Here is a 24286-nt window from a genome sequence, read left to right as displayed (position 1 = left end):
CGTTACCTGGGGTTCGCCATGTCGACATTAGATGAAGAAGAGCGCCGCGAATACTACCGTATCGACGACATGATCGCACTCCAAATCAAAACCCTGTCGGCCCCCGACGCGGCGAGCAAGGAAGTGTTGCTGGATGATTCGCCGCTGTTCAATCTGCTCAGTGAACTGCACCTCAGCGAATTCGAAGCCCAGCACCTGCTGCGCCAGATCAACGAAAAAGACCGCAGCCTCGCAGCGTTCCTCAAGGTGCAGAACAAACGCCTGGACCTGCTCAGCCAGGTCATGGCGCGCGGGCTGCTCAGCGAAGTGGGCGCGCCGCAGCCGGTGATCCTTTCCGAAGGCGGCATCGACTTCCAGCACCCTGTGCCGCTGGCCCCCGACACGCACCTGGCGGTCAAGCTAGTGCTGATGCCCCAGGCGCTCGGCTTGCTGCTGCGCGCGCGGGTCACCCATTGCGACCCCAAGGGCGACAGCTTTGACGTGGGCACCGAATTCGAATCCATGACCGATGCCCAGCGCCAGCTACTGGCGCGCTACATCCTGCAGAAACAGGCCCAGGAACGCCGCCTGGCGCGAGAACAAAGCGACGATCTCTGAATGCGTATTCACAACGCCAGCCATCCTGGCGCAAAGGAGCAACTGTGACCCTGATTTACGGCCATCGCGGTGCCAAAGGCGAAGCACCGGAAAATACCCTGACCAGCTTTCAGGAATGCCTCAAACACGGCGTACGCCGCTGCGAGCTGGACCTGCACCTGTCCATGGACGGCGAGCTGATGGTCATTCATGACCCCACCCTCAAGCGCACCACTGACCGACGCGGCAAAGTGGTCGAGTACTCGGCGGCGGACCTGGTGAAGATGGACGCGCGCAAAGGCGGCCCAGGCTGGGTCAGCCCCTGCCCGATCCCGCGCCTGGAAGAGTTGTTCGAGAAGTGTGACTTCGACCACTGGCAACTGGAAGTCAAAAGCGCCTCGCGCACCCGTGCCGCCACTACGGTGCTGGCGATCCGCGAGATGGCCGTGCGTTTTGGCCTGATGGACAAGGTCACGGTGACCTCGAGTTCACGGGAAGTCTTGAAAGCGGCGGTTGACCTCACGCCAGACCTGTCACGCGGGCTGGTGGCCGAGTACGCCTGGCTCGACCCGTTGAAGGTCGCGCAGAACTACGGTTGTGAGTTCCTGGCCTTGAACTGGACGCTGTGCACCCCTGAGCGTCTGGAGAAAGCCCAGCGCCAGGGCCTGCACGTGTCGGTGTGGACGGTCAACGAACCTGCGCTGATGCGCAGGCTCGCCGACTTCGGCGTAGATAGCCTGATTACAGACTTTCCCGGTTTGGCCACTGCCACCCTCGGGAATTACTGAAATCGGTCTCCCCGGCCGGCTCAGGCCACCGGCCGGAGCCGCTCAAAAAAGCCGGTTGAGGCCGTCGTAGGCCGCTACCCGATAGGCTTCAGCCATGGTCGGGTAGTTGAACGTGGTGTTCACGAAATACTTCAGGGTATTTTGCTCACCCGGCTGGTTCATGATCGCCTGGCCAATGTGCACGATCTCCGAGGCCTGGTAGCCGAAGCAGTGCACACCGAGCACTTCCAGGGTTTCGCGGTGGAACAGGATCTTCAGCATGCCTTGCGGCTCACCGGCGATCTGCGCACGCGCCATGCTCTTGAAGAACGCCTTGCCCACTTCGTAAGGCACCTTGGCCTTGGTCAGTTCGTGCTCGTTCTTGCCGATCGAGCTGATCTCGGGAATGGTGTAGATCCCGGTCGGCACGTCGTTCACGTAGCGCCAGCTGCCGTTGTCGACAATGCTGCCGGCGGCCGAACGGCCCTGGTCATGGGCGGCGCTGGCCAGGCTTGGCCAGCCGATCACGTCACCGGCGCCGTAGATGTTCGGCACGCAGGTGCGGTAATTCTCGTCCACCTCGATCTGGCCACGGCTGTTGACCTTGACCCCGATGTTTTCCATGCCCAGCTTGTCGGTGTTGCCGGTACGCCCGTTGCACCAGAGCAAGGCGTCGGCCTTGATCTTCTTGCCGGACTTGAGGTGCAGGATCACGCCGTTGTCCAGGCCTTCGACGCGCTCATACTCTTCGTTGTGGCGCACGGTGATGTTGTTGTTGCTGAAGTGGTAGCTCAACGCCTGGGAGATTTCCGAGTCGAGGAAGCTCAGCAACTGGTCGCGGTTGTCCACCAGTTCCACCAGTACACCCAGGCCGCTGAAAATCGAGGCGTATTCGCAGCCGATCACGCCGGCGCCGTAGATGATCAGTTTGCGCGGGGTGTGGCCCAGGCTGAGGATGGTGTCGCTATCGTAGATGCGCGGGTGGTGGAAATCGATATCCGCCGGGCGATACGGGCGCGAACCGGTGGCGATGATGATGTGCTTGGCCACCAGCTTCTCGACCACGCCGTTGGCGCAGACCACTTCGACGGTTTGCTCGTCGGCGAAGCTGCCGGTGCCGAAGAACAGGTCAACGCGGTTACGGGCGTAGTAGCCGGTGCGCGACGCGACTTGCTTGGAGATGACCTTTTCAGCGCTCTTCAGCACGTCCGGGAACGAGAACCAGCGCGGCTCGCCAATGGCCCGGAACATCGGGTTGGTGTTGAATTGCATGATCTGGCGCACGGAGTGACGCAACGCCTTGGACGGGATGGTACCCAGGTGGGTGCAGTTACCGCCGACCTGGCGACGGCTATCGACCATCGCCACCTTGCGCCCTGCCTTTGCAGCGTTCATCGCCGCACCTTCTCCAGCCGGGCCGGAACCCAGTACCACCACGTCGTAGTTGTAGACAGCCATGCGTACTCCTCAGAACAGGCCAGGCGTACGGTTGGACGCCAGGCTAAATCATGCCGCGGCCAGCGGGCATGAAGGACAATTTGGCTCAAGTGTGTGAACCGGGGCACAGTCTATATAAGGCTCAACGCCGCGCACATTAACCCTTGGTCGCGTCATAGGCCAGCCTTGCCATACTAACAGCACGCAAATCAGCGCCGATTTCAGGATGAGCCATTATGCGACAACTCTTTATCTGTTTGATGCTGTTGCTGTCGATCACCGCTCAGGCCAGCGATGCGGACCGACTCAAGCAGGCCAACTTCGCCAGGCAGTCTCAGGAACTGACCGTGAAAAACCAGGCGGTGCTCACTTATCTTTGGGCGGATGTGTACGCCGCTGCGCTGTATGCGCCAGCCGCCACTCCTGCGAAGCAGGCCTGGGACAAGCGACAGCCGCTGCGACTGGAGCTGTATTACTTTCGTGACATCGACCGTAATGACGTGATCAAGGCGGCCAATACCACCCTGGAGCGCCAGCAGGCCGGCGCCGAGTTGAGGCCGCAGTTGGATCAGTTGCACGCCAGCTTTCGCAATATCCGCAGCGGCGATCGCTATGCCCTGGATTTTCGGCCGGGCCGTGGTTTGACTCTGGAGATCAATGGGCAGGTGGTGTTCACCAGTCGGGATGATGAGCTCGCCAGGGCCTACCTGGGTATCTGGCTGGCGCCCAAGGGGTTGTCGGATGAGTTGCGTGGCAAGCTGCTGAATTGAGTCGACTGCACCACCCTCATCGGGGGCAAGCCCCCTCCCACATTTTGACTGTGTTCACACATCAAACTGTGGGAGGGGGCTTGCCCCCGATAGGGCCTTCAGCCACAGCACAAACCCCAAGCATAAAAAAGCCCCGAACCAGTCGGGGCTTTTTCATTTACCGCTGATGCTTAGCGCGGAAACGCCGGCGGGTTGACCCCAGCCATGTCTTCCATCACGCGAACCACCTGGCAGCTGTAGCCGAACTCGTTGTCGTACCACACGTACAGCACAACGCGGTTGTCCTGGCTGATGGTCGCTTCGGCGTCCACCACACCGGCGTGGCGCGAGCCGACGAAGTCGGTGGACACCACTTCCTGCGAGTTGACGAAGTCGATCTGCTTGTGCAGATCGGAGTGCAGCGCCATGTAGCGCAGGTACTCGTTCATCTCTTCACGGGTGGCGGCTTTCTCAAGGTTCAGGTTGAGAATGGCCATCGACACGTTTGGCGTCGGCACACGGATCGCGTTACCGGTCAGCTTGCCGGCCAGCTCAGGCAGGGCCTTGGCGGCAGCAGTGGCGGCACCGGTCTCGGTGATCACCATGTTCAGCGCGGCGCTGCGACCACGGCGGTCGCCCTTGTGGAAGTTGTCGATCAGGTTCTGGTCGTTGGTGTACGAGTGAACGGTTTCGACGTGGCCATTGACGATACCGAACTTGTCATTCACGGCTTTGAGCACCGGCACGATGGCGTTGGTGGTGCAGGAAGCAGCGGACACGATCTTGTCGTCAGCGGTGATTTCGGCGTGGTTGATACCATGCACGATGTTCTTGAGCTTGCCCTTGCCAGGCGCGGTCAGCACGACACGGTCCACACCCGGGCAGGCCAGGTGCTGGCCCAGGCCCTCGGCATCACGCCATACGCCGGTGTTGTCAACCAGCAGGGCGTCCTTGATGCCGTACTGGGTGTAATCCACCTCGGACGGGTTCTTCGCGTAGATCACCTGGATCAGGTTACCGTTGGCGGTGATGGTGTTGTTTTCTTCGTCGATGACGATGGTGCCGTTGAACGGACCGTGTACCGAGTCACGACGCAGCAGGCTGGCACGCTTGGTCAGGTCGTTGTCGGCGCCTTTGCGCACCACGATGGCCCGCAGGCGCAGGCCGTCGCCGCCACCGGTTTTTTCGATCAGGATGCGTGCCAGCAGACGGCCGATACGACCGAAGCCGTACAGCACCACGTCGGTGCCTTTGCGGGCAGCGGCGTTTTGCTGGCCGACCACATCGGCCATTTCTTCACGCACGAACTGCTCGGCGCTGCGGCCAGCGCCTTCTTTGCGGAATTTGTACGCCAACTTGCCCAGGTCTACCGAAGCCGCGCCGAGCTTGAGCTCGCTCATGGCTTTGAGCAGTGGGAATGTTTCGTGGACGGAGAGTTCGCTGTCGTCGGCAGAGCGATGGCGCGCAAAGCGGTGAGCCTTGAGAATCGCGATGACGGACTGGTTGATCAGGCTGCGGCCATAGATCGAGCTCACCACATTGTTATTGCGGTACAGCTGGCCGATAAGCGGAATCATCGCTTCTGCGAGTGCTTCACGGTCGATCCATTCACCAAGACACTGGTCGGGCTTCTGAGTCACGGGAACCTTCCACATGTAGGGGCAGAAAAAAGGGGCTACATTATGTCGCCCGAGTGCCGGTTGAGCAATGCGCGACAGGCAACAAAAAGCCCTTGCAAAAAAATACCACCGCGCTACAGCCCAGGAAACACGCGGGTTCCAGAAGGCCACTAGTTTGGCGAAGCGGCTAACTTGTCCGTAACCCTCCTAAACATTCGCGCGTTTTGGCACTACATATTGAGTCAAAACCGACGATTGTTTGTCTTAGCCACTACATTTCCTACAAACCGTAATAGGCACAGTCAGCAACTGACAGGCGGCACCTCTGGCCGTTACAATTACCGACTTTGTCGCAACGCTTGGAGCTCAACCTTCCGTGCCCGTTCTGCGTCTACCGCTACTCCCTGCCGCGGCAGGTAAACAGCACTGGGGCAACCTGCCCGGTGCCGCCCTGAGCCTGGCCATTGCCGAGGCTGCCAGCGCAGCCAAGCGCTTTACCCTGCTGCTCACAGCCGACAGCCAAAGCGCCGAACGGCTGGAGCAGGAGCTGAGCTTCTTCGCCCCGGATTTGCCGGTGCTGCACTTTCCCGACTGGGAAACCCTGCCCTACGACCTGTTTTCGCCGCACCAGGACATCATTTCCCAGCGCATCGCCAGCCTGTACCGTTTGCCGGAACTGGCCCACGGCGTGCTGGTGGTGCCGATCACCACGGCCCTGCATCGCCTGGCGCCGACCAAGTTCCTGCTCGGCAGCAGCCTGGTGCTGGATGTCGGCCAGAAACTCGACGTGGAGCAGATGCGCACGCGCCTGGAAGCCACCGGCTATCGCTATGTCGACACGGTGTACGAACACGGCGAGTTCACCGTACGCGGTGCGTTGATCGACCTGTTCCCGATGGGCAGCAAACTGCCGTATCGCATCGACCTGTTCGATGACGAAATCGAGACCCTGCGCACCTTCGATCCGGAAAACCAGCGCTCCATCGACAAGGTCGACTCGATCAAGCTGTTGCCGGCGCGGGAGTTCCCGCTGCAAAAAGATGCCGTTACACGCTTCAAGGCACGCTTTCGTGAACGCTTCGATGTGGACTTCCGCCGCTGCCCGATCTTCCAGGACCTGAGCAGCGGGATTACACCGGCCGGTATCGAGTACTACTTGCCGCTGTTCTTCGATGAAACCTCCACGCTGTTCGATTATCTGCCCCAGGACACCCAGGTGTTCTCGCTGCCGGGTATTGAACAGGCCGCGGAAAACTTCTGGAACGACGTGCGCAACCGCTATGAAGAGCGCCGCGTCGACCCGTCCCGGCCTTTATTGCCGCCCGCCGAATTGTTCCTTCCGGTGGAAGACTGCTTCGCCCGCCTGAAAAACTGGCCACGTGTGGTTGCCAGCCAGCAGGATGTGGACGCCGGCAGTGGCCGCGAGCGCTTCCCGGCGAGCACGCTGCCGGACCTGGCGATTCAGGCCAAAGCCACGCAACCCCTGGAAGCGCTGTCCAATTTTCTTGGCGACTTCCCTGGCCGCGTGCTGTTTACCGCCGAATCCGCCGGGCGCCGCGAAGTGCTGCTGGAGCTGCTGGAACGCCTCAAGCTGCGCCCGAAAACGGTCGATAGCTGGCCGGACTTTGTCAACAGCAAAGAGCGCCTGGCGATCACCATCGCGCCATTGGATGAGGGCTTGTTACTGGACGACCCGGCCCTGGCGCTGATCGCCGAAAGCCCGTTGTTCGGTCAGCGCGTGATGCAGCGCCGCCGTCGCGAAAAACGCGCCGACGCCAACAACGATGCGGTGATCAAGAACCTCACAGAGCTGCGTGAAGGCGCGCCGGTGGTGCACATCGACCACGGTGTGGGCCGCTATCTCGGCTTGCAGACCCTGGAAATCGACAACCAGGCCGCCGAATTCCTCACCATGGAATACGCCGAGGGCGCCAAGCTCTACGTGCCGGTGGCCAGCCTGCACCTGATCGCGCGCTACACCGGCAGCGATGACGCATTGGCGCCCCTGCACCGCCTGGGCTCCGAGACCTGGCAGAAAGCCAAGCGCAAGGCCGCCGAACAGGTGCGCGACGTCGCCGCCGAATTGCTCGACATCTATGCGCGCCGTGCGGCGCGCGAAGGTTATGCGTTCGCCGACCCGAAAGCCGACTACGCCACGTTCAGCGCCGGCTTCGCCTTCGAAGAGACTCCCGACCAGCAAACCACCATTGAAGCGGTGCGTGCCGACATGCTCGCGCCCAAGCCGATGGACCGCCTGGTGTGTGGCGACGTCGGCTTCGGCAAGACCGAAGTAGCGATGCGCGCCGCGTTCATTGCGGTGCACGGTGGCCGCCAGGTGGCGATCCTGGTGCCAACCACCCTGCTCGCCCAGCAGCACTACAACAGCTTCCGCGACCGCTTTGCCGACTGGCCGGTGACCGTGGAAGTGATGAGCCGCTTCAAATCCGCCAAGGAAGTGAACGCGGCGGTCGCCGACCTGGCCGAAGGCAAGATCGACATCGTGATCGGCACGCACAAGCTGTTGTCGGACGACGTGAAGATCAAGAACCTGGGCCTGGTCATCATCGACGAAGAACACCGCTTCGGCGTGCGTCAGAAAGAACAGCTCAAGGCCCTGCGCAGCGAAGTCGACATTCTTACCCTTACCGCCACGCCGATTCCGCGCACGCTGAACATGGCGGTGTCGGGCATGCGCGACTTGTCGATCATCGCCACGCCGCCGGCACGCCGCCTGTCGGTGCGCACCTTCGTGATGGAGCAGAACAAAAGCACGGTCAAGGAAGCGCTGCTGCGTGAACTGCTGCGCGGTGGCCAGGTGTATTACCTGCACAACGACGTGAAGACCATCGAGAAGTGCGCCGCCGACCTCGCCGAACTGGTGCCGGAAGCGCGTATCGCCATCGGCCATGGGCAGATGCGCGAGCGCGAACTCGAACAGGTGATGAGCGACTTCTACCACAAGCGCTTCAACGTACTGATCGCCTCGACCATCATCGAGACCGGTATCGACGTGCCCAGCGCCAACACCATCATCATCGAGCGCGCCGACAAGTTCGGCCTGGCCCAACTGCATCAACTGCGCGGCCGCGTCGGGCGCAGTCACCACCAAGCCTATGCCTACCTGCTGACGCCACCGCGCCAGCAGATTACTTCCGATGCGGAAAAACGCCTGGAAGCCATCGCCAACACCCAGGACCTCGGCGCCGGCTTTGTGCTGGCCACCAACGACCTGGAAATCCGTGGCGCCGGCGAACTGCTCGGCGACGGCCAGAGCGGACAGATCCAGGCGGTGGGGTTCACCCTCTACATGGAAATGCTCGAGCGCGCGGTGAAAGCCATTCGCAAGGGCGAACAGCCGAACCTCGATCAACCGCTGGGCGGTGGGCCGGAAATCAACCTGCGCTTGCCGGCATTGATCCCCGAAGACTACCTGCCGGATGTGCACGCGCGGCTGATCCTGTACAAGCGCATCGCGTCGGCCACCGACGAAGAAGGTCTCAAGGACTTGCAGGTGGAAATGATCGACCGCTTCGGCCTGCTGCCGGAGCCGACCAAGAACCTGGTGCGCCTGACCCTGCTTAAACTGCAGGCCGAGCAACTGGGTATCAAGAAGGTCGACGCCGGACCACAAGGCGGGCGTATCGAGTTCGAAGCGCAGACGCCGGTGGACCCGTTGGTGCTGATCAAGTTGATCCAGGGCCAGCCCAACCGCTACAAGTTCGAAGGGGCTACGCTGTTCAAGTTCATGGTGCCGATGGAACGCGCCGAAGAACGCTTCAATACCCTGGAGGCGCTGTTTGAGCGCCTCCTTCCGAAATCTGCTTGAAGGACGCCTCCATGCGCGTGTTCCGCATTCTGAGCTTGTTGTTGGTGGTACTCGCGCCCTCGGCATTTGCCGACAGCCTTTACCAGGTGGAAATGATCCTGGTGCGCCAGAATGCAGAACCGGTGATCAACAGCCGCGCCGCCCCGGAAAACTGGGATGGCGGTGCGCAGCATCTGGGCGAGCGGATGAGCCCGCCGCGCCTGGGCAATATCGTCGACAAACTGCGCGCCGACACCAACTACACCGTGCTCGCGCACAAAGCCTGGGAACAGAGCCTCGGCGAGCAGCCGGTGAAGATCGCGATCACAGACGGCCCGGAGCAATTCGGGCAATTTCCCATCGAAGGCGTACTCAACCTGCAACTGGGCCGTTTCACGGACATCGACGCCGATTTCTGGATCAATCAGTTCGACGGCAACGGCAGCGTGATCGCCAGCGAACACTTGAGCCAGACGGATGTGCGCACCAAGAACAACCAGCTCAATTACCTCGATGGCGGCCACCTGGCGCTGCTGATCAAGATTACCTCGCTGACCGCCAAGCCCCCCAGCGCGCCGCCGCCCGACATGCAGGACTGATCCAGCGCCATGCCCCTGACAGCGTCGCTGACCAAACCCCTGGCCCCTTCCTGGGCCAATCGCTTCAAAGAGCAAAGCCTGGAGCGCGGGCGGCGTTACGCGCTGGAGAATCGGGTGCGTATCGTCGAATCCGGCGACAGCACCATCACGGCCTACTGCGAAGGTTCGGGCGGCAACGTTTACCGGCAGACCATCTCGTTGCGCGAATCGGCCAAGGGCATGCTGATTCTGGTCGACAGCCGCTGTACCTGCCCGGTGCATACCAATTGCAAACATATCGCGGCGGTGCTGCTCAAGGTCCAGGAAACCCTGGCCTACCCGGCAGCGGCCCAGGATGTCGAGCTACTGGGAAAACTCCAGGCGGTCCTGGATAAGCGTGAGGTACTGCCGCAAGTGGTGATGGAGGACGTGCACCCGGTGCCGCGCCTGTGGCTGGCCAGCGTGGAGTTCAGCGCGTTCGAGCCGCGCAACGGCAAGATGCAGCGTTATATCCAGCATCGCGCGGCGCTGTCGTTCAACTACCTGGGCAATTATGTCAGCGGGCAAAAGAACGCCGATATCATCGTGCGCCAGGAAACCCAAAGCCTGCGCATCAAGCGCCATCCCGAGCTGGAGCAACCTTATCGCGAACAATTGCGCCTGCTCGGCTTCAAGATCGCCACGCGCCAGAGCAAGGCCCTGCCGGAAAGTGCCGGCGAGCTGTTCGAGATGGTCAACGACAGCGCCTGGTTGAATTTTACCCTCAACTCATCTCCGACGCTGCGGGCCGAAGGCTGGGAGCTGCAAATCGATGAAGATTTCGGCTTTGACCTAAGCCCCGTGGACGACTGGTACGCCAGCGTCGATGAAGCCCCCGAGCGTGACTGGTTCGACCTGGAGCTGGGTATTATCGTCAACGGCGAACGGCTGAGCCTGCTGCCGATCCTGCTGAACCTGATGCGCTCCCATACCGAAATCCTCAACCCGGAAAAGCTCGCACGGCGCCGCGATGATGAGTTGATTCTGGTGAATATTCCCGGCCTGCCCAACGGCCACGGTCCGCTGCAAGTGGCGCTGCCATACGGACGATTGAAGCCGGTACTGGCGACCCTGGGCGAGTTCTACCTGCAGGAATCCGGCGCCACCACGTTGCGCCTGGCAAAAGCCGATGCGATCCGCTTGAACCCACTGGAAGACCTGCCGCTGCAATGGGAAGGCGGCGAGAAAATCCGCCATTTCGCCCAGCGCCTGCGCGATATCCAGGATTTCACCTGTGCGGCGCCTGAGGGTCTGAATGCAACCTTGCGCCCTTACCAACTGGAAGGCTTGAGCTGGATGCAGTCGCTGCGCCAGCTGGAGGTGGGCGGGATTCTGGCGGACGACATGGGCCTGGGTAAAACCTTGCAGACCCTTGCGCATATTCTTACGGAGAAAAATGCGGGACGCCTGGATCGACCGTGCATGGTGGTCATGCCGACCAGCCTGATTCCCAACTGGCTGGATGAGGCCGCGCATTTCACCCCGCAACTGAGGGTGCAGGCACTGTATGGCGCAGGGCGTAAGAAACATTTCGCCGATCTGCAAGACTATGACTTGCTGTTGACCACCTACGCGCTGCTGCCCAAGGACATCGACACCCTCGCCGCCCAGCCCTTGCATGTGCTGATTCTCGATGAGGCCCAGTACATCAAGAACCCTGCCAGTAAGGCGGCTCAGGCGGCCCGCGAGCTGAATGCGCGCCAGCGTCTGTGCCTGAGCGGTACGCCGCTGGAAAACCACCTGGGCGAGCTATGGTCGCTGTTCCACTTCCTGCTGCCGGGCTGGCTGGGCGATGTGAAAAGCTTCAACCGCGATTATCGCGTCCCCATTGAAAAACGCGCCAGCGAGGTGCGATTGCAGCACCTCAACGGTCGGATCAAGCCGTTCCTGCTGCGCCGTACCAAGGAACAGGTGGCCACCGAACTGCCGCCCAAGACCGAGATTATCCACTGGGTCGACCTTAACGAAGCACAGCGCGACGTGTACGAAACCATGCGCCTGGCCATGGATAAAAAGGTGCGCGACGAGATTACCCGCAAGGGCGTGGCGCGTAGCCAGATCATCATCCTCGAGGCGCTGCTCAAGCTACGCCAGGTATGCTGCGATTTGCGCCTGGTCAACGACGCCACCCTACCCGCCCGCGGCAGCAGCTCGGGCAAACTCGACAGCCTGATGGAGATGCTTGACGAGTTGTTCGCCGAGGGGCGGCGCATTCTGTTGTTCTCGCAGTTCACCTCAATGCTGAGCCTGATCGAGGCTGAACTGCAGAAACGTCAGATCGCCTACGCCCTGCTGACCGGCCAGACCCGTGATCGGCGCACGCCCGTGAAGGAGTTCCAGAGCGGCACACTGCAGATTTTCCTGATCAGTCTGAAAGCGGGCGGCGTCGGTTTGAACCTGACCGAAGCCGACACCGTGATCCACTACGACCCGTGGTGGAACCCCGCAACCGAAAACCAGGCCACCGACCGTGCGTACCGCATCGGGCAAGAGAAACCGGTGTTCGTCTACAAGATGATTGCCAGGGGCACGGTGGAGGAAAAAATTCAGCACTTGCAGAAGGAAAAATCCGATCTGGCTGCGGGCGTGCTGGATGGGCGTACGACTGGGGATTGGCAGTTGGGCAATGAGGATATCGAGGCGCTGTTTGCACCGTTGCCGAATAAGCAAGAGAAGCGCTGACTGTCGGATCGACATCGGGGGCAAGCCCCCTCCCACATTTGCACGCGTTCACCCTGAAGAAAAGCGGTCAAATGTGGGAGTGGGCTTGCCCGCGAAGGGCGCGCCGCGGTCGTTAGCCAGGCAACGGCGCAAACAGCGCCTCAATATCTCGCTGTTCCAGCTTCCAGCCCGCACTGGCGCTCCCCTCAAGCACGCCGTCGGCCAGCGCTGCCTTTTCCAATTGCAGCGCCTGAATCTTTTCTTCCACCGTGCCCCTGGCAATCATCTTGTAAACAAACACCGGCTTATCCTGCCCGATCCGGTAAGCCCGATCCGTGGCCTGGTTTTCCACGGCCGGGTTCCACCAGGGGTCGTAATGAATCACCGTATCCGCCGCCGTCAAATTCAAGCCCGTTCCGCCCGCTTTCAGACTGATCAGAAACAACGGCGTCTTGCCGTCCTGAAAGTCTTTCACGGGGGTGCGCCGGTCCAGGGTGTCACCAGTCAGGATTGAATAGTCGACCTCACGCAGCTTCAGTTCCTCTTCGATTAACGCCAGCATCGAGGTGAACTGCGAGAACAGCAGGATGCGCCGCCCTTCGCTGAGCAACTCGTCGAGCATCTCCATCAAACTGCCAAGTTTGCCCGTACCCGCTCGCGCCAGTTTGGACGCTGGTGCCGTCTTGACCAGGCGCAAGTCGCAGCAGACCTGGCGCAGCTTGAGCAGCGCTTCAAGAATAATGATTTGGCTGCGGGCGACACCCTGCCGGGCAATCTCGTCGCGAACCTTCTTGTCCATCGCCACGCGCACGGTTTCATACACGTCACGCTGGGCGTCGCTCAAGTCCACCCAGTGCACGATCTCGGTCTTGGCCGGCAACTCGGTGGCGACCTGTTCTTTTTTGCGGCGCAACAGGAAGGGTTTGATCTTCGCCGTCAGGTGCTGCATGCGTTGCGCATCACCGTGCTTTTCAATCGGTGTGCGGTAATTGCGATTGAAGGTTTTGCTGTCACCCAGCCACCCCGGCAACAGGAAATGAAACAGCGACCAGAGTTCGCCCAGATGGTTTTCCAACGGCGTCCCGCTCAGGCACAGCCGCTGGCCGGCATCCAGTTGGCGAGCGGCCTGGGCCGCCTTGCTGTTGGGATTTTTGATATTTTGCGCTTCGTCGAGGATCAGCACGCTCCAGCGCTGAGGCTGCAAGACTTCAAGGTCTCGTGGCAACAGAGCGTAGGTGGTGAGTACCAGGTCGTAATCGGTCAAGCGTGCGAAGTCAGCCTGACGCTGTGCACCGTGCAGCGCCAGGACTCTGAGCTGTGGCGTGAACCGTGCGGCTTCGTCGATCCAGTTCGGGATCAGGCTGGTAGGCATTACGGCCAATGCGGGCGTTTGCAATCGACCTGCCTGTTTTTCCAGGAGCAGGTGCGCAAGGGCTTGCAGGGTTTTGCCCAGGCCCATGTCATCCCCGAGAATCCCGCCGACTTCCAGCTCGCGCAAAGTCTGCATCCAGTTCAGGCCTTCGAGTTGATAGCCACGAAGTTCGGCTTTCAGGCCCTGGGGAGCCGATACCTGAGCATGGGTGGAGTCCTTGAGGCGCTTGGCGAAATCGCGCAGTCGCTCGCCACCCCGCCATACCAAGGGCATTGTCTCCAGATGACTGAGCCGAGCCGCATCGGGCGCGCTCAGCCGTAATGCATCCCCTTCGGTTGCCCCCAGGTAGAGTTCGCCGAGGGTTGCCATCAGGGGCTTGAGTCGCCCGTAAGGCAGCGCAACCTTTGTTTGAGTGCGGGCGCCCAAACTCACCAGCACTCGCTCATCGTCGTTACGTTCGGCCAAGTAGGTGGCATCGAGCAGCTTGGGCTGACGCCGCATCAAGTCGAGCATGATTGGCAAGAGGCTGTGCCGCTCGCCATTGACCTCAATGCCCAGCTCTAAATCGAACCATTCATTACCCGACGCTTCTTCGATGTCCGCATACCAATGGTCCACCGCTTCCACGTCGTAGTAAAAGCCCGGCTGGACCACAATGTCCCACCCTGCTTCACGCAAAGCCGCCAGATCGTTTTCAACGAAACCCAGCCAGGCTTCATCGGTGGGCAGATCGAACATTTCCCCAGCGCTTTCAGGCAGCGCACGGGTTTGGCGATTGATCGCTTTGAATCCGATCTTGGTGAGCGCCTTGCGCAGCGCTTTTTCAGCCGCTGGCTTGCGTTGGATACGCTGGGTTTCGGTGCCCTTGAGAAGATGGATATCCTCAGTGCCCTTGCCGCTGGTCAGGCTGGTGTCATAGCGGAAAGCCAACGCAGCGCGATGCTCCCTATGGAACCGGCCGTAACCGTAGGCTTCGTCGCTTCCCAAGGTAAGACATCCTTGGGGTTCTAACGTATCCACGACACGCTCGGTCAGCTCGCGCGGTGGAGGAATTACCTTGGACACCGCACTGATGCGTTGACTGAATAACGCGGCTTGATCAGCTGGAATCAGCGGCAAGCCGCAAAGATGCATGGCCAGATTCTCATCCAGCCCATGCTCGAGTACCCCGACTTCCATGTTGTCGAGGTCAAGATAGTGAAGCGGTTTGAGCGGGAACACATCATCCAACTCACGGCCATCGCTGATCCAGTGGGGAATGTAATCGCCATCGGGTGTCACCGCCCAATCGAAACGACCGGCGCGAGCCGGACCGGGATTAAGCGCTAGTCTTGGGCCCAGCTCAAGAAACAGGCGTTGGGTTTTTAACGCCAATTGGAGAATTTCGGCCCCCGTTTCGCCGGCCAACTGGAAACTGTTGCCATAGCGGCCATAGGATCGACCCAACAACAGCAATCGACCAATGCGCGTATCCAGCTCATGCATGTAGCTTGGGGCACGCCGTAATGTCTCATCTATCGAGTACAAGGGCTTGATATCGCTGTACTCACCTTTTTTGGTCACGCGCGCCCGGTACACCTCGAATGTCCAGCCACTGGAATAAACCTCGGGAGTGACTTGGTACAGCAAACAAGTACCTGTGTTCCTGGGCGCAGCCTCACCTGGCGGGGTAGGCTTGGGGATACTTTCAAGCCAGTTTTCGAGCTGCGGACTCAGGCGATCAGCCACCGGCTTTTTCGGCTCGTTCAGCTCTTCGTACAGCACAGTCAACGTAAACAAGACCGCAGCCGCGTGCTTGCAATTGATCGCCACCGGGCAAGAACACACACACCTGATGCCCGTCAAACGGGATGGTGCATTCTCCAAGGCAATCGACAGGCTATAGACATTACGGCCCGAGCCCTTGCAACGTGCGATCAACCTGTGAGGCCCGAATTCCTTTATATCAATGCGATTTTCGCCAGCGTACTCAAACCCACGCTCCAGCGAGCGAGGTTCAAAGTACGCTTGCCAATCCAACTCGACGATACGGGCAATCAGGTCATTCATGAAGATGAACTCTACAGCCACCAGCAATGGGACTTAAGCAAGACAACTCTGACACTACGGCAAGAGACAGCTACAGCCTTATTCGGATGTTTCCTACACCAAGCTTTCAAAAATACTTATTCGATCAGTTGAGCATCCCGCAACGCTCCAAGCGCTGTCAGCCAACGTGGATCCTGTTTGTATTGCGTCGAGGCAATCGCCTGCCCGCGCATGCGCGCAATCCGCGCCAAGGGTTTGACCTTCATCCGCTGCGCCGCACTCAGCGCCAGTTCGGCAGCCGCACGATCGTTGCACACCAGCCCCATGTCGCAGCCCGCCGTCAGCGCGGCTTCGATGCGGCTGGCGGCATCACCCACCACATGGGCACCGGCCATGGACAGGTCGTCACTGAAAATCACCCCGTCGAACTGCAATTCGCCGCGCAGGATGTCCTGCAGCCAGCGGCGCGAGAAGCCAGCAGGCTGGGCATCGACCTGCGGGTAGATGACATGAGCGGGCATCACGGCCGCCAATTGCTTGCTCAGGCGGGCGAACGGTACGAGGTCGTTGGCGCGAATCTGTTCCAGGCTGCGCTCGTCATTGGGAATCGCGACGTGGGAATCGGCCTCGGCCCAACCGTGGCCAGGGAAGTGCTTGCCGGTGGCGGCCATGCCGGCGCTGTTCATGCCGCGGATAAAGGCACCGGCAAGCACGGCGGCGCGCTCGGGGTCGCCTTCGAACGAGCGAGTGCCGACCACGGCGCTGCGCTGGTAATCCAGGTCCAGCACCGGCGCGAAGCTGAGGTCCAGGCCCACGGCCAGCACTTCGGTGGCCATGACCCAACCACATTGTTGGGCCAGGTATTCGGCATTGGGGTTATCGGCCAGCGCGCGCATGGCCGGCAAGCGCACAAAGCCTTGGCGCAGCCGCTGCACGCGACCGCCTTCCTGATCGACCGCCAGCAGCAGGTCCGGGCGCACCGCGCGAATCGCCGCGCTCAACTCGCGGACCTGGCGCGGGTGCTCGATATTGCGCGCGAAAATGATCAAGCCGCCCACTTCCGGTTGGCGCAACAGATGGCGATCCTCGGCCGTCAGCCAGGTACCCGCCACGTCGACCATCAAAGAACCTTGCAGGGCAGCAGTCATAAACCTTCCTTAAATAACGCGCGCAACCCATCACCCCTACCGGTTCCGGTAAGCAGGAGGGGTTGCACGTAAATAGCTGAAATCGACATGGCGGCTAGCTTAGCGGATGCAAGCGGCCGCGCACACCCGCTGCGGTCAAACCTTGGCGAGGGCGGGTGTGGATTTGCTGCGCGGGCGCAATTGGGCGACGGCCATGGCCTGGTCGGTCACGCCGGTTTCGGCGCGCATGCCCGCGGCGAGGAACGGCACCATCAGGCGCATCACTTGCTCGATGGACGTGTTGACGCCGAAATCGGTCTCGGCAATCGCGCGCAACGCCTTGATCCCGGACATGCTGAAGGCCGCAGCGCCGAGCATGAAGTGCACGCGCCAGAACAGTTCGATCGGCGGGATACGCGGGGCGGCTTCATTGACCAGCAGCATATAGCGGCGGAATACCTTGCCGTACATGTCTTCCAGATAACGGCGCAGGTGGCCCTGGCTCTGGCTGAACGCCAAGCCCAGCAGGCGCATGAAGATAGACAGGTCATTGCCGCTGCGCGGCTGCACCACCAGGGCCTGTTCAACCAGGATCTCCAGCAGCTCTTCCAGGCTTGGCTTGTTGTCCGCCTTGCCCTGGCGACGCTCCAGCTCACGATCGAGACTGGCACAGAACGGCCCCAGAAAGCGCGAGAACACCGCCTGGATCAGGGCTTTTTTCGAGCCGAAATGGTAGTTCACGGCGGCCAGATTGACCCCAGCCTTGCTGGTGATCAGCCGCAATGAAGTTTCAGCAAATCCTTTTTCCGCGAACAGTTGCTCGGCAGCATCGAGAATGCGTTCAACGGTTTCCGACTGGGCCATGGCTACTCCGCCTGACAAACACTTGTTTGAAACATACGTTTCAGGGTATGTCTTGTCAAGCCTGCAGGTCCGTTTTCCGGCCGGCCAGTCATCTATTTCGTTGCTATTTAATCACATCCTGAACGGTCTGTAGGCAGCGCTATCCGTGCCTCGTAGTACAGACGATGAATGACCGTCCAGCGGAGCCGCGCAAAAGGATGATTGCCAAGCGTCGTTCACTGTATATAATCCCAGTCACTGTATAAAAAGACAGAGCGATCAACATGCTAAAACTGACGCCACGCCAAGCTGAGATTCTGGCTTTTATCAAGCGCTGCCTTGATGACAACGGTTATCCGCCGACACGCGCCGAAATTGCGCTGGAACTGGGTTTCAAGTCCCCCAACGCCGCTGAAGAACACCTAAAGGCCCTCGCTCGCAAAGGCGCGATCGAGATGACCCCAGGCGCTTCACGCGGTATTCGCATCCCTGGCTTCGAAGCCAAGGCTGACGAATCGACACTGCCGATCATCGGTCGAGTGGCCGCCGGTGCGCCGATCCTGGCGCAACAGCACGTCGAAGAATCCTGCAACATCAACCCGACCTTCTTTCATCCGCGCGCCGATTACCTGTTGCGGGTGCATGGCATGAGCATGAAGGACGTGGGCATCTTCGACGGTGACCTGCTGGCCGTGCATACCACTCGCGAAGCCCGCAATGGCCAGATCGTCGTGGCGCGGATCGGCGATGAGGTCACCGTCAAGCGTTTCAAGCGTGAAGGCAGCAAGGTCTGGCTCATGGCGGAAAACCCGGAGTTCGCGCCAATTGAAGTGAACCTGAAAGACCAGGACCTGGTGATCGAAGGCTTGAGTGTCGGCGTCATTCGCCGCTAAAGGAGACATCATGCAGCTCGTGCACACCCCACAACACACACAACTGTCGCTGTTCGAGGCCTTCATGGCTCAACCCCTTGCGCCCATCCTCAAGGAAACGGTCGAAGCTCCCTGGAGCTGCGAACCCGAGGTATTCAGTGAATTGTCGTTGCGTGGGGCTGCCGGGAGCTGCTTGAGCCTGCTGGCGCCGATCCTGCGCGAACTCAGTGAAGAGCAGGACGCACGCTGGTTGACGCTGATCGCCCCGCCCGCCAGCCTGACCCAGGCCTGGCTACGGGATGCCGGCCTCAACCGTGAACGTATCTTGTTGCTGCAGCCACGGGGCGCGCAAAGTGCTCAACAGTTGACCTGCGAAGCCTTGCGCCTGGGTCGCAGCCATACGGTGGTGAGCTGGCTGAACCCGCTGAATGCAACGGCCAAGCAACAGTTGATCAGCGCCGCACATACGGGTGATGCGCAGAGCTTGAATATTCGACTGGGATAAGGGCTAAGCGGGTTACACAGGACTCAGTGAAGAATCCGTGGCCCATCTTCCTTTTCAGACTCGCCTTCAGCCAGGCGACCTGCCATTTGCACCCCAACGCTCAACATGGCTTTGGCCACTTCCACATGCTGGCCTTGCAGGAATGCTTTTGCGTCTTCGGAAAAATCCAGGATAACCAGAGAACCTTCGTCCTCAGCCCGGCGCAGCTCGATTCGGCCGTCAGGCAGTTCAACAATTTCCAGAAAGGACGTTGGCATAAAAGTCTGTTCTCCACGAAAGCGCGGGATTATATCAGTGTTGTCGTGCGCAGGCGTGCCCGCTCAGCACTCGCTCAAGCCTTCGCGAAAGCGCAATGCCAGCTTTTTCAGCTCCTGGCGCCAGCTTTCCAGCTCTTCTCGGCTCAACGGCTTGGGCTCATCCGCTTCCAGCGCAACCGCCACGATCAACGGCTGCGTCACATCACCTTTAGGTACATGAGGAACGCGTGGCGGCTGGAACATATCGGCATGTGCCTTGAGCAGGCGGGCTACCCAGCTGTCCGGGCTCTGAGCCATTTCCACCAGTTCGGCCAGTTCCGGGATGGCCATGGTTTCCAGTACTTCCCGGGTCATGATCATTTCGGCGCGAGGCGAACCTGCCTGGGGCAAGCGATAGAACCCGGCGATTTCATGGCACAGCCCCAGCAAGGCGCCGTACAGGTGGAACAGAGCGGCCTCGCGCCCCGCCTGGACCAGCGCGATGGCATTCATCTCCTTGCCCGTCTCGGCGCGACCAAGCGCCTCCAGGGACAAACCCGCAAAGTAAATTTTCTGATTGGTACGGGTATAGAGTTCGTTGGCCATGACGGCAATCTCCACAACGAATTAGGCGTGATGCTGGCTGTGTAGGAGCGAGCTTGCTCGCGAGAAACCTTAAGACACCGCGGGATGTCAGACCTTCCGCGTTTTCGTTAACGACTTTCGCGAGCAAGCTCGCTCCTACAGTAAGCAAAAGCCGCCTATGCAGACGGCTTTTGAAGTTATCAGACTAGCGGATCAAGCGCCCTGGCGCTTGTCCTCAACCTTCCACTTCCCACCGTCATAGAAGGCTTTCCAGCCGGTAGGCTTGCCGTCCACTTCGGTCTGCACGTACTGCTCCTTGGTTTTGCGGCTATAGCGGATCACGGCTGGGCGACCATCCGGGTCCTTCTTCGGCGCTTCACACAGGAAGTGGTACTTCGGATCGATCTCATCCTTGTGCGGTACGATTTCCATCACCAGCGGTGCACGGGTCTCGCGGTTTTTCGGGAACTGGCTGGCGGCCAGGAACAGGCCCGAGGCACCGTCGCGCAGGATGTAGGTGTCGTTGACCTTCTCGCACTTGAGCTCGGGCATCTTCACCGGGTCCATCTTCGGCGGCGCCGCGTCACCGCTTTTGAGCAGCTTGCGGGTGTTCTTGCAGGTCGGGTTGGTGCAACCGAAAAACTTGCCGAAACGGCCGGTCTTGAGCTGCATCTCGCTGCCGCACTTGTCGCATTCCAGGCTCGGACCTTCGTAGCCCTTGATACGGTAGGTGCCCTCTTCGATCTCGTAACCATTGCAATCGGGATTGTTACCGCAGATATGCAGCTTGTGCTTCTCGTCCAGCAGGTAGGCGTCCATCGCCGTGCTGCAGATCGGGCAGCGGTGCTTGCCGCGCAGTACCAGCGACTCGGATTCACCCTCGTCATCGGCGGCGATTTCATCACCCGGCACCAGGTTGACGGTGGCCTTGCAGCGCTCTTTGGGCGGCAGGCTGTAACCGGAGCAGCCCAGGAACACGCCGGTGGACGCCGTACGAATCTGCATCGGCCGGCCACACGTGGTGCACGGAATATCCGTCATCACCGGCTGGTTGGCACGCATGCCGCTCTCAGGACTCTCGGCCACTTCGAGTTTTTTCTTAAAGTCACCGTAGAACTCGTCCAGCACGCTTTTCCAGTCGCGCTCGCCCTGGGCCACGTCATCGAGGTTCTCTTCCATGCCGGCGGTGAAGCCGTAGTCCATGAGGTTGGAGAAACTCTCGGACAGCCGCTCAGTGACGATATCGCCCATTTTTTCCGAGTAGAAACGACGGTTGTGCAGCGCCACATAGCCACGGTCCTGGATGGTGGAGATGATCGCCGCGTAGGTCGAAGGACGACCGATACCGCGCTTTTCCATCTCCTTGACCAGGCTGGCTTCCGAATAACGCGCCGGCGGCTTGGTGAAGTGCTGGGACGGGTCAAGCTTGATCAGCTTGAGGCTATCGCCCTGGGCCATGTCCGGCAGCACGTCGTCATCGCCTGGCTTGGCGATCTGCGGCATCACCCGGGTGTAGCCGTCGAACTTGAGGATACGGCCCTTGGCACGCAGCTCGAAGTCGGAGGCCGCCACGGTGACGGTGGTGGACAGGTACTGCGCCGGCAGCATCTGGCAGGCCAGGAACTGGCGCCAGATCAGCTCGTAGAGGCGCTCTGCATCGCGCTCCATGCCGCTCAGCTTGGCAGGCGTGGTGTTGGCGTCAGACGGACGAATCGCTTCGTGAGCCTCCTGGGCGCCTTCCTTGCTGCTGTAGACGTTTGGCTTTTCCGGCAGGTACTTCTGGCCGAATTCGCCTTCAATATAGGTGCGCGCCATCGCTACCGCGTCTTGCGACAGGTTGGTGGAGTCGGTACGCATATAAGTGATGTAGCCAGCTTCGTACAGACGCTGGGCCATCATCATGGTTTTCTTCACACCGAAGCCCAGGCGGTTGCTCGCCGCTTGCTGCAGGGTGGAGGTGATGAACGGCGCCGACGGCTTGCTGCTGGTTGGCTTGTCTTCGCGCTTGACGATGCTGTAGCTGGAGGCCTTGAGCTTCTCCAGCGCGGCCATGGCCTGGGCTTCGTTCAGCGGCTTGAAGGCCTCGCCTTTCTCGCGGGCCACTTCAAAGCGCACATTGGCGCCCTTGGCCGTGCCGAGGTCGGCGTGGACTTCCCAATATTCCTCAGGGATGAACGCACGAATCTCACGCTCACGCTCTACCACCAGCTTGACCGCTACCGATTGCACACGGCCGGCGGACAAGCCACGGGCGATCTTGGCCCACAACAGTGGCGAAACCATATAACCGACCACGCGGTCGAGAAAACGCCGGGCCTGCTGGGCGTTGACGCGATCGATGTCCAGCTCGCCCGGCTTGGAGAAGGCTTCCTGGATGGCTTTCTTGGTGATTTCGTTGAACACCACACGTTTGTAGCGGCTGTCGTCACCGCCAATGGCTTCCCGCAGGTGCCAGGCAATGGCTTCCCCTTCGCGGTCCAAGTCCGTTGCGAGATAGATGGTGTCGGCATCTTTGGCGAGCCGGCGCAGCTCTTCGATGACCTTTTCCTTGCCCGGAAGGATTTCGTACTTGGCCTTCCAGCCGTGATCCGGGTCCACACCCATGCGTGAGACGAGCTGCTTGCGCGCTTTCTCTTTAGGCGTGAGCACCGGACCTTCGCCCGCGGCGGCCTTGCCGCGCTTGGCGGCAGGCTCCTTGCTGGCGCTAGCCGAACCGCTGGTGGGCAGGTCTCGGATATGGCCGATACTCGACTTCACCACGTACTCGTTGCCCAAGTACTTGTTGATGGTCTTGGCCTTAGCCGGGGATTCCACAATGACCAGCGATTTGCCCATGGATCGGAAAATTCCTGAATTCGAGAAGTGAAAGGCAGTTGGCGCCTGACGCGGCAACGCTATATATAGTGGCAACCGGGTGAGGTCAAGCGCAGCATTCTGCGCGACCTGCCGTTATTGCCCTTTAAAAAGACTGGGTTCGGCTTGAACCAAAGCAAAGCGCGGGACCTGCTCGCCGTCAACTTCGACGGACTCCAGGAACATGCTCAAGGGGCGCACCCAAAAGCCGTATTCACCATACAGAGCTTGGTAGAACACCACTTCTTCTTCGGTTTCGGAGTGCCGCGCTACACTGAAAACGCGGTACTGCGGGCCCTTATAATGTTGGTAGAGCCCGGGTTCGACTTTCATGCTCTGACCTCCCTACAAAATTTGTCGAAAAAAAATTTAAAATTTCCAAAAAACAAAAACCGGGGCACTGGGCCCCGGCTTCCGTCAACCCAACGCTTAGACGCGTTCGAAGACGGTGGTAATGCCTTGGCCGAGACCAATGCACATGGTTGCAACCCCAAGGTTGCCGCCATTTTGCTTCATCACGTTCAGCAATGTGCCGGAGATACGCGCACCGGAGCAACCGAATGGGTGGCCCAGGGCAATCGCGCCGCCGTGCAGGTTAACCTTCTCATTCATCTTGTCGAGTACTTTCAGATCTTTCAGCACTGGCAGGGCCTGTGCGGCGAAAGCTTCGTTGAGCTCGAAGAAGTCGATATCAGAGATGGTCAGGCCCGCTCGCTTCAAGGCTTTTTGTGTGGCCGGTACTGGACCATAGCCCATGATCGCCGGGTCCACACCCGCCACGGCCATCGAACGGATCACTGCCAACGGCTGGATCCCCAGGTCCTGGGCACGCTGCGCCGACATCACGATCATGCACGAAGCACCGTCGGTGATTTGCGACGAGGTACCGGCAGTCACGGTGCCGCCCTTTGGATTGAAGGCCGGTTTGAGTGCCGCCAGGCTTTCCAGGGTGGTGTCCGGACGAATGGTTTCGTCGTAGTCGAACAGTTTCAGGAAACCGTTCTCGTCGTAGCCGTTCATCGGGATGATCTCATCCTTGAACTTGCCTCCCACGGTCGCCTTGTGGGCGAGCTGGTGGGAGCGCAGGCCGAACGCGTCCTGGGCTTCGCGGGTAATGCCGTGCATCTTGCCGAGCATTTCCGCGGTCAGGCCCATCATGCCGGAGGCTTTTGCCGCGTACAGCGACATGTGCGGGTTAGGGTCGACGCCGTGCATCATGCTGACGTGGCCCATGTGTTCCACGCCGCCGACCACGAACACATCACCGTTACCGGTCATGATCGCCTGGGCGGCGGTGTGCAGCGCGCTCATCGACGAACCACACAGGCGGCTCACGGTCTGGCCGGCCGCGGTGTGCGGGATCTGCGTCATCAAGGAGGCCATGCGCGCGATGTTCCAGCCCTGCTCCAGGGTCTGGTTTACACAGCCCCAGATCACGTCTTCGACTTCGTTCGGGTCAACCTTGACGTTGCGTTCCAGCAGCTTGCTGATCAGGTGCGCCGACATGTCTTCGGCGCGGGTGTTGCGGTGCATGCCGCCCTTGGAGCGGCCCATCGGCGTACGACCGAAGTCGACAATCACGACGTCTCTTGGATTCAAGCTCATAAATATTCTCGCTCTAGTCGATTGGGCGC

At 60.3% G+C, this 24286-nt stretch carries 18 protein-coding genes; 8 read left to right on the top strand and 10 right to left on the bottom strand.

Features of this window, described 5'->3' with window-relative positions; translation table 11 throughout:
- Window positions 1-18 precede the first annotated feature (18 nt).
- Together C4J94_RS07960 and C4J94_RS07955 are read left to right on the top strand one after the other, a co-directional pair.
- A complete protein-coding gene (locus tag C4J94_RS07960) occupies window positions 19-597 on the top strand; it encodes a PilZ domain-containing protein (protein WP_124385663.1) in 579 nt (192 codons plus the stop codon).
- Between the two features lie 44 nt (window positions 598-641).
- Window positions 642-1364 carry a glycerophosphodiester phosphodiesterase family protein gene (locus C4J94_RS07955; protein ID WP_124385662.1) on the top strand — a complete coding sequence of 241 codons (723 nt, stop codon included), beginning with the start codon at window positions 642-644 and terminating at the stop codon, window positions 1362-1364.
- A gap of 42 nt (window positions 1365-1406) precedes the next feature.
- On the opposite strand, the gene sthA is transcribed toward C4J94_RS07955, so the two are convergent.
- Window positions 1407-2801 (bottom strand): Si-specific NAD(P)(+) transhydrogenase, encoded by a 1395-nt coding sequence (gene sthA / locus C4J94_RS07950; RefSeq protein WP_003189670.1) that lies wholly within the window; start codon window positions 2799-2801, stop codon window positions 1407-1409.
- Between the two features lie 215 nt (window positions 2802-3016).
- Between sthA and C4J94_RS07945 the strand changes: the two genes are divergently transcribed.
- The gene (locus C4J94_RS07945) at window positions 3017-3550 is read left to right on the top strand and encodes a chalcone isomerase family protein (protein WP_124385661.1); all 534 of its coding nucleotides are present in this window, start codon (window positions 3017-3019) and stop codon (window positions 3548-3550) included.
- A 170-nt stretch (window positions 3551-3720) separates the two neighbouring features.
- Here C4J94_RS07945 and C4J94_RS07940 read toward each other — a convergent pair whose 3' ends face one another.
- On the bottom strand, window positions 3721-5184 hold the full coding sequence (locus tag C4J94_RS07940) for a glyceraldehyde-3-phosphate dehydrogenase (RefSeq protein WP_124385660.1): 1464 nt from the start codon (window positions 5182-5184) through the stop codon (window positions 3721-3723).
- Between the two features lie 340 nt (window positions 5185-5524).
- Between C4J94_RS07940 and mfd the strand changes: the two genes are divergently transcribed.
- The 3 genes from mfd to C4J94_RS07925 are packed head-to-tail and all read left to right on the top strand — an operon-like array spanning window position 5525 to window position 12252.
- Window positions 5525-8974 (top strand): transcription-repair coupling factor, encoded by a 3450-nt coding sequence (gene mfd, locus C4J94_RS07935; protein WP_124385659.1) that lies wholly within the window; start codon window positions 5525-5527, stop codon window positions 8972-8974.
- A gap of 11 nt (window positions 8975-8985) precedes the next feature.
- Window positions 8986-9552, top strand: coding sequence for a CsiV family protein (locus tag C4J94_RS07930; RefSeq protein WP_124385658.1), 567 nt, complete (start codon window positions 8986-8988; stop codon window positions 9550-9552).
- Window positions 9553-9561: 9 nt separating this feature from the next.
- Complete coding sequence (locus C4J94_RS07925) at window positions 9562-12252, top strand: DEAD/DEAH box helicase (protein WP_124385657.1); 2691 nt, start codon at window positions 9562-9564, stop codon at window positions 12250-12252.
- A gap of 112 nt (window positions 12253-12364) precedes the next feature.
- Here C4J94_RS07925 and C4J94_RS07920 read toward each other — a convergent pair whose 3' ends face one another.
- The 3 genes from C4J94_RS07920 to C4J94_RS07910 form a co-directional block, all read right to left on the bottom strand.
- The gene (locus tag C4J94_RS07920) at window positions 12365-15652 is read right to left on the bottom strand and encodes a DEAD/DEAH box helicase (protein ID WP_124385656.1); all 3288 of its coding nucleotides are present in this window, start codon (window positions 15650-15652) and stop codon (window positions 12365-12367) included.
- 116 nt (window positions 15653-15768) lie between these two features.
- Complete coding sequence (gene nagZ / locus C4J94_RS07915; protein ID WP_124385655.1) at window positions 15769-16779, bottom strand: beta-N-acetylhexosaminidase; 1011 nt, start codon at window positions 16777-16779, stop codon at window positions 15769-15771.
- 135 nt (window positions 16780-16914) lie between these two features.
- Window positions 16915-17622 carry a TetR/AcrR family transcriptional regulator gene (locus tag C4J94_RS07910; protein ID WP_124385654.1) on the bottom strand — a complete coding sequence of 236 codons (708 nt, stop codon included), beginning with the start codon at window positions 17620-17622 and terminating at the stop codon, window positions 16915-16917.
- Window positions 17623-17885: 263 nt separating this feature from the next.
- On the opposite strand from C4J94_RS07910, the gene lexA reads away from it, so the two are divergent.
- Window positions 17886-18494: a transcriptional repressor LexA gene (gene lexA / locus C4J94_RS07905; RefSeq protein ID WP_017137423.1), complete on the top strand. Its 609-nt coding sequence runs from the start codon at window positions 17886-17888 to the stop codon at window positions 18492-18494.
- Window positions 18495-18504: 10 nt separating this feature from the next.
- Window positions 18505-18978, top strand: a complete 474-nt coding sequence (gene sulA / locus C4J94_RS07900; RefSeq protein ID WP_065886339.1) for an SOS-induced cell division inhibitor SulA — start codon at window positions 18505-18507, stop codon at window positions 18976-18978.
- A 23-nt stretch (window positions 18979-19001) separates the two neighbouring features.
- On the opposite strand, the gene C4J94_RS07895 is transcribed toward sulA, so the two are convergent.
- The 5 genes from C4J94_RS07895 to fadA form a co-directional block, all read right to left on the bottom strand.
- Window positions 19002-19235 carry a hypothetical protein gene (locus tag C4J94_RS07895; protein ID WP_124385653.1) on the bottom strand — a complete coding sequence of 78 codons (234 nt, stop codon included), beginning with the start codon at window positions 19233-19235 and terminating at the stop codon, window positions 19002-19004.
- A gap of 63 nt (window positions 19236-19298) precedes the next feature.
- Window positions 19299-19820, bottom strand: coding sequence for a DUF6586 family protein (locus C4J94_RS07890; protein WP_124385652.1), 522 nt, complete (start codon window positions 19818-19820; stop codon window positions 19299-19301).
- A gap of 192 nt (window positions 19821-20012) precedes the next feature.
- The gene (gene topA, locus C4J94_RS07885; protein ID WP_124385651.1) at window positions 20013-22634 is read right to left on the bottom strand and encodes a type I DNA topoisomerase; all 2622 of its coding nucleotides are present in this window, start codon (window positions 22632-22634) and stop codon (window positions 20013-20015) included.
- A 114-nt stretch (window positions 22635-22748) separates the two neighbouring features.
- Window positions 22749-22985 (bottom strand): DUF1653 domain-containing protein, encoded by a 237-nt coding sequence (locus C4J94_RS07880; RefSeq protein ID WP_124385650.1) that lies wholly within the window; start codon window positions 22983-22985, stop codon window positions 22749-22751.
- 96 nt (window positions 22986-23081) lie between these two features.
- Window positions 23082-24257, bottom strand: coding sequence for an acetyl-CoA C-acyltransferase FadA (fadA, locus tag C4J94_RS07875; RefSeq protein ID WP_124385649.1), 1176 nt, complete (start codon window positions 24255-24257; stop codon window positions 23082-23084).
- Window positions 24258-24286: the final 29 nt, after the last annotated feature.

Source organism: Pseudomonas sp. R5-89-07, assembly GCF_003851685.1.
GTDB lineage: Bacteria > Pseudomonadota > Gammaproteobacteria > Pseudomonadales > Pseudomonadaceae > Aquipseudomonas.
Note: the sequence above shows the minus strand (reverse complement) of the source record. Positions and strands in the feature narration are given on the sequence as shown.

What these genes read in the sequence shown, in the direction of transcription:
- C4J94_RS07960 (WP_124385663.1), top strand. Translation starts at nt 19, where the DNA reads ATGTCGACATTAGATGAAGAAGAGCGCCGCGAATACTACCGTATCGAC.
- sthA (WP_003189670.1), bottom strand. Translation starts at nt 2,801, where the DNA reads ATGGCTGTCTACAACTACGACGTGGTGGTACTGGGTTCCGGCCCGGCT.
- C4J94_RS07945 (WP_124385661.1), top strand. Translation starts at nt 3,017, where the DNA reads ATGCGACAACTCTTTATCTGTTTGATGCTGTTGCTGTCGATCACCGCT.
- C4J94_RS07940 (WP_124385660.1), bottom strand. Translation starts at nt 5,184, where the DNA reads ATGTGGAAGGTTCCCGTGACTCAGAAGCCCGACCAGTGTCTTGGTGAA.
- C4J94_RS07930 (WP_124385658.1), top strand. Translation starts at nt 8,986, where the DNA reads ATGCGCGTGTTCCGCATTCTGAGCTTGTTGTTGGTGGTACTCGCGCCC.
- C4J94_RS07925 (WP_124385657.1), top strand. Translation starts at nt 9,562, where the DNA reads ATGCCCCTGACAGCGTCGCTGACCAAACCCCTGGCCCCTTCCTGGGCC.
- C4J94_RS07920 (WP_124385656.1), bottom strand. Translation starts at nt 15,652, where the DNA reads ATGAATGACCTGATTGCCCGTATCGTCGAGTTGGATTGGCAAGCGTAC.
- nagZ (WP_124385655.1), bottom strand. Translation starts at nt 16,779, where the DNA reads ATGACTGCTGCCCTGCAAGGTTCTTTGATGGTCGACGTGGCGGGTACC.
- C4J94_RS07910 (WP_124385654.1), bottom strand. Translation starts at nt 17,622, where the DNA reads ATGGCCCAGTCGGAAACCGTTGAACGCATTCTCGATGCTGCCGAGCAA.
- lexA (WP_017137423.1), top strand. Translation starts at nt 17,886, where the DNA reads ATGCTAAAACTGACGCCACGCCAAGCTGAGATTCTGGCTTTTATCAAG.
- sulA (WP_065886339.1), top strand. Translation starts at nt 18,505, where the DNA reads ATGCAGCTCGTGCACACCCCACAACACACACAACTGTCGCTGTTCGAG.
- C4J94_RS07895 (WP_124385653.1), bottom strand. Translation starts at nt 19,235, where the DNA reads ATGCCAACGTCCTTTCTGGAAATTGTTGAACTGCCTGACGGCCGAATC.
- C4J94_RS07890 (WP_124385652.1), bottom strand. Translation starts at nt 19,820, where the DNA reads ATGGCCAACGAACTCTATACCCGTACCAATCAGAAAATTTACTTTGCG.
- topA (WP_124385651.1), bottom strand. Translation starts at nt 22,634, where the DNA reads ATGGGCAAATCGCTGGTCATTGTGGAATCCCCGGCTAAGGCCAAGACC.
- C4J94_RS07880 (WP_124385650.1), bottom strand. Translation starts at nt 22,985, where the DNA reads ATGAAAGTCGAACCCGGGCTCTACCAACATTATAAGGGCCCGCAGTAC.
- fadA (WP_124385649.1), bottom strand. Translation starts at nt 24,257, where the DNA reads ATGAGCTTGAATCCAAGAGACGTCGTGATTGTCGACTTCGGTCGTACG.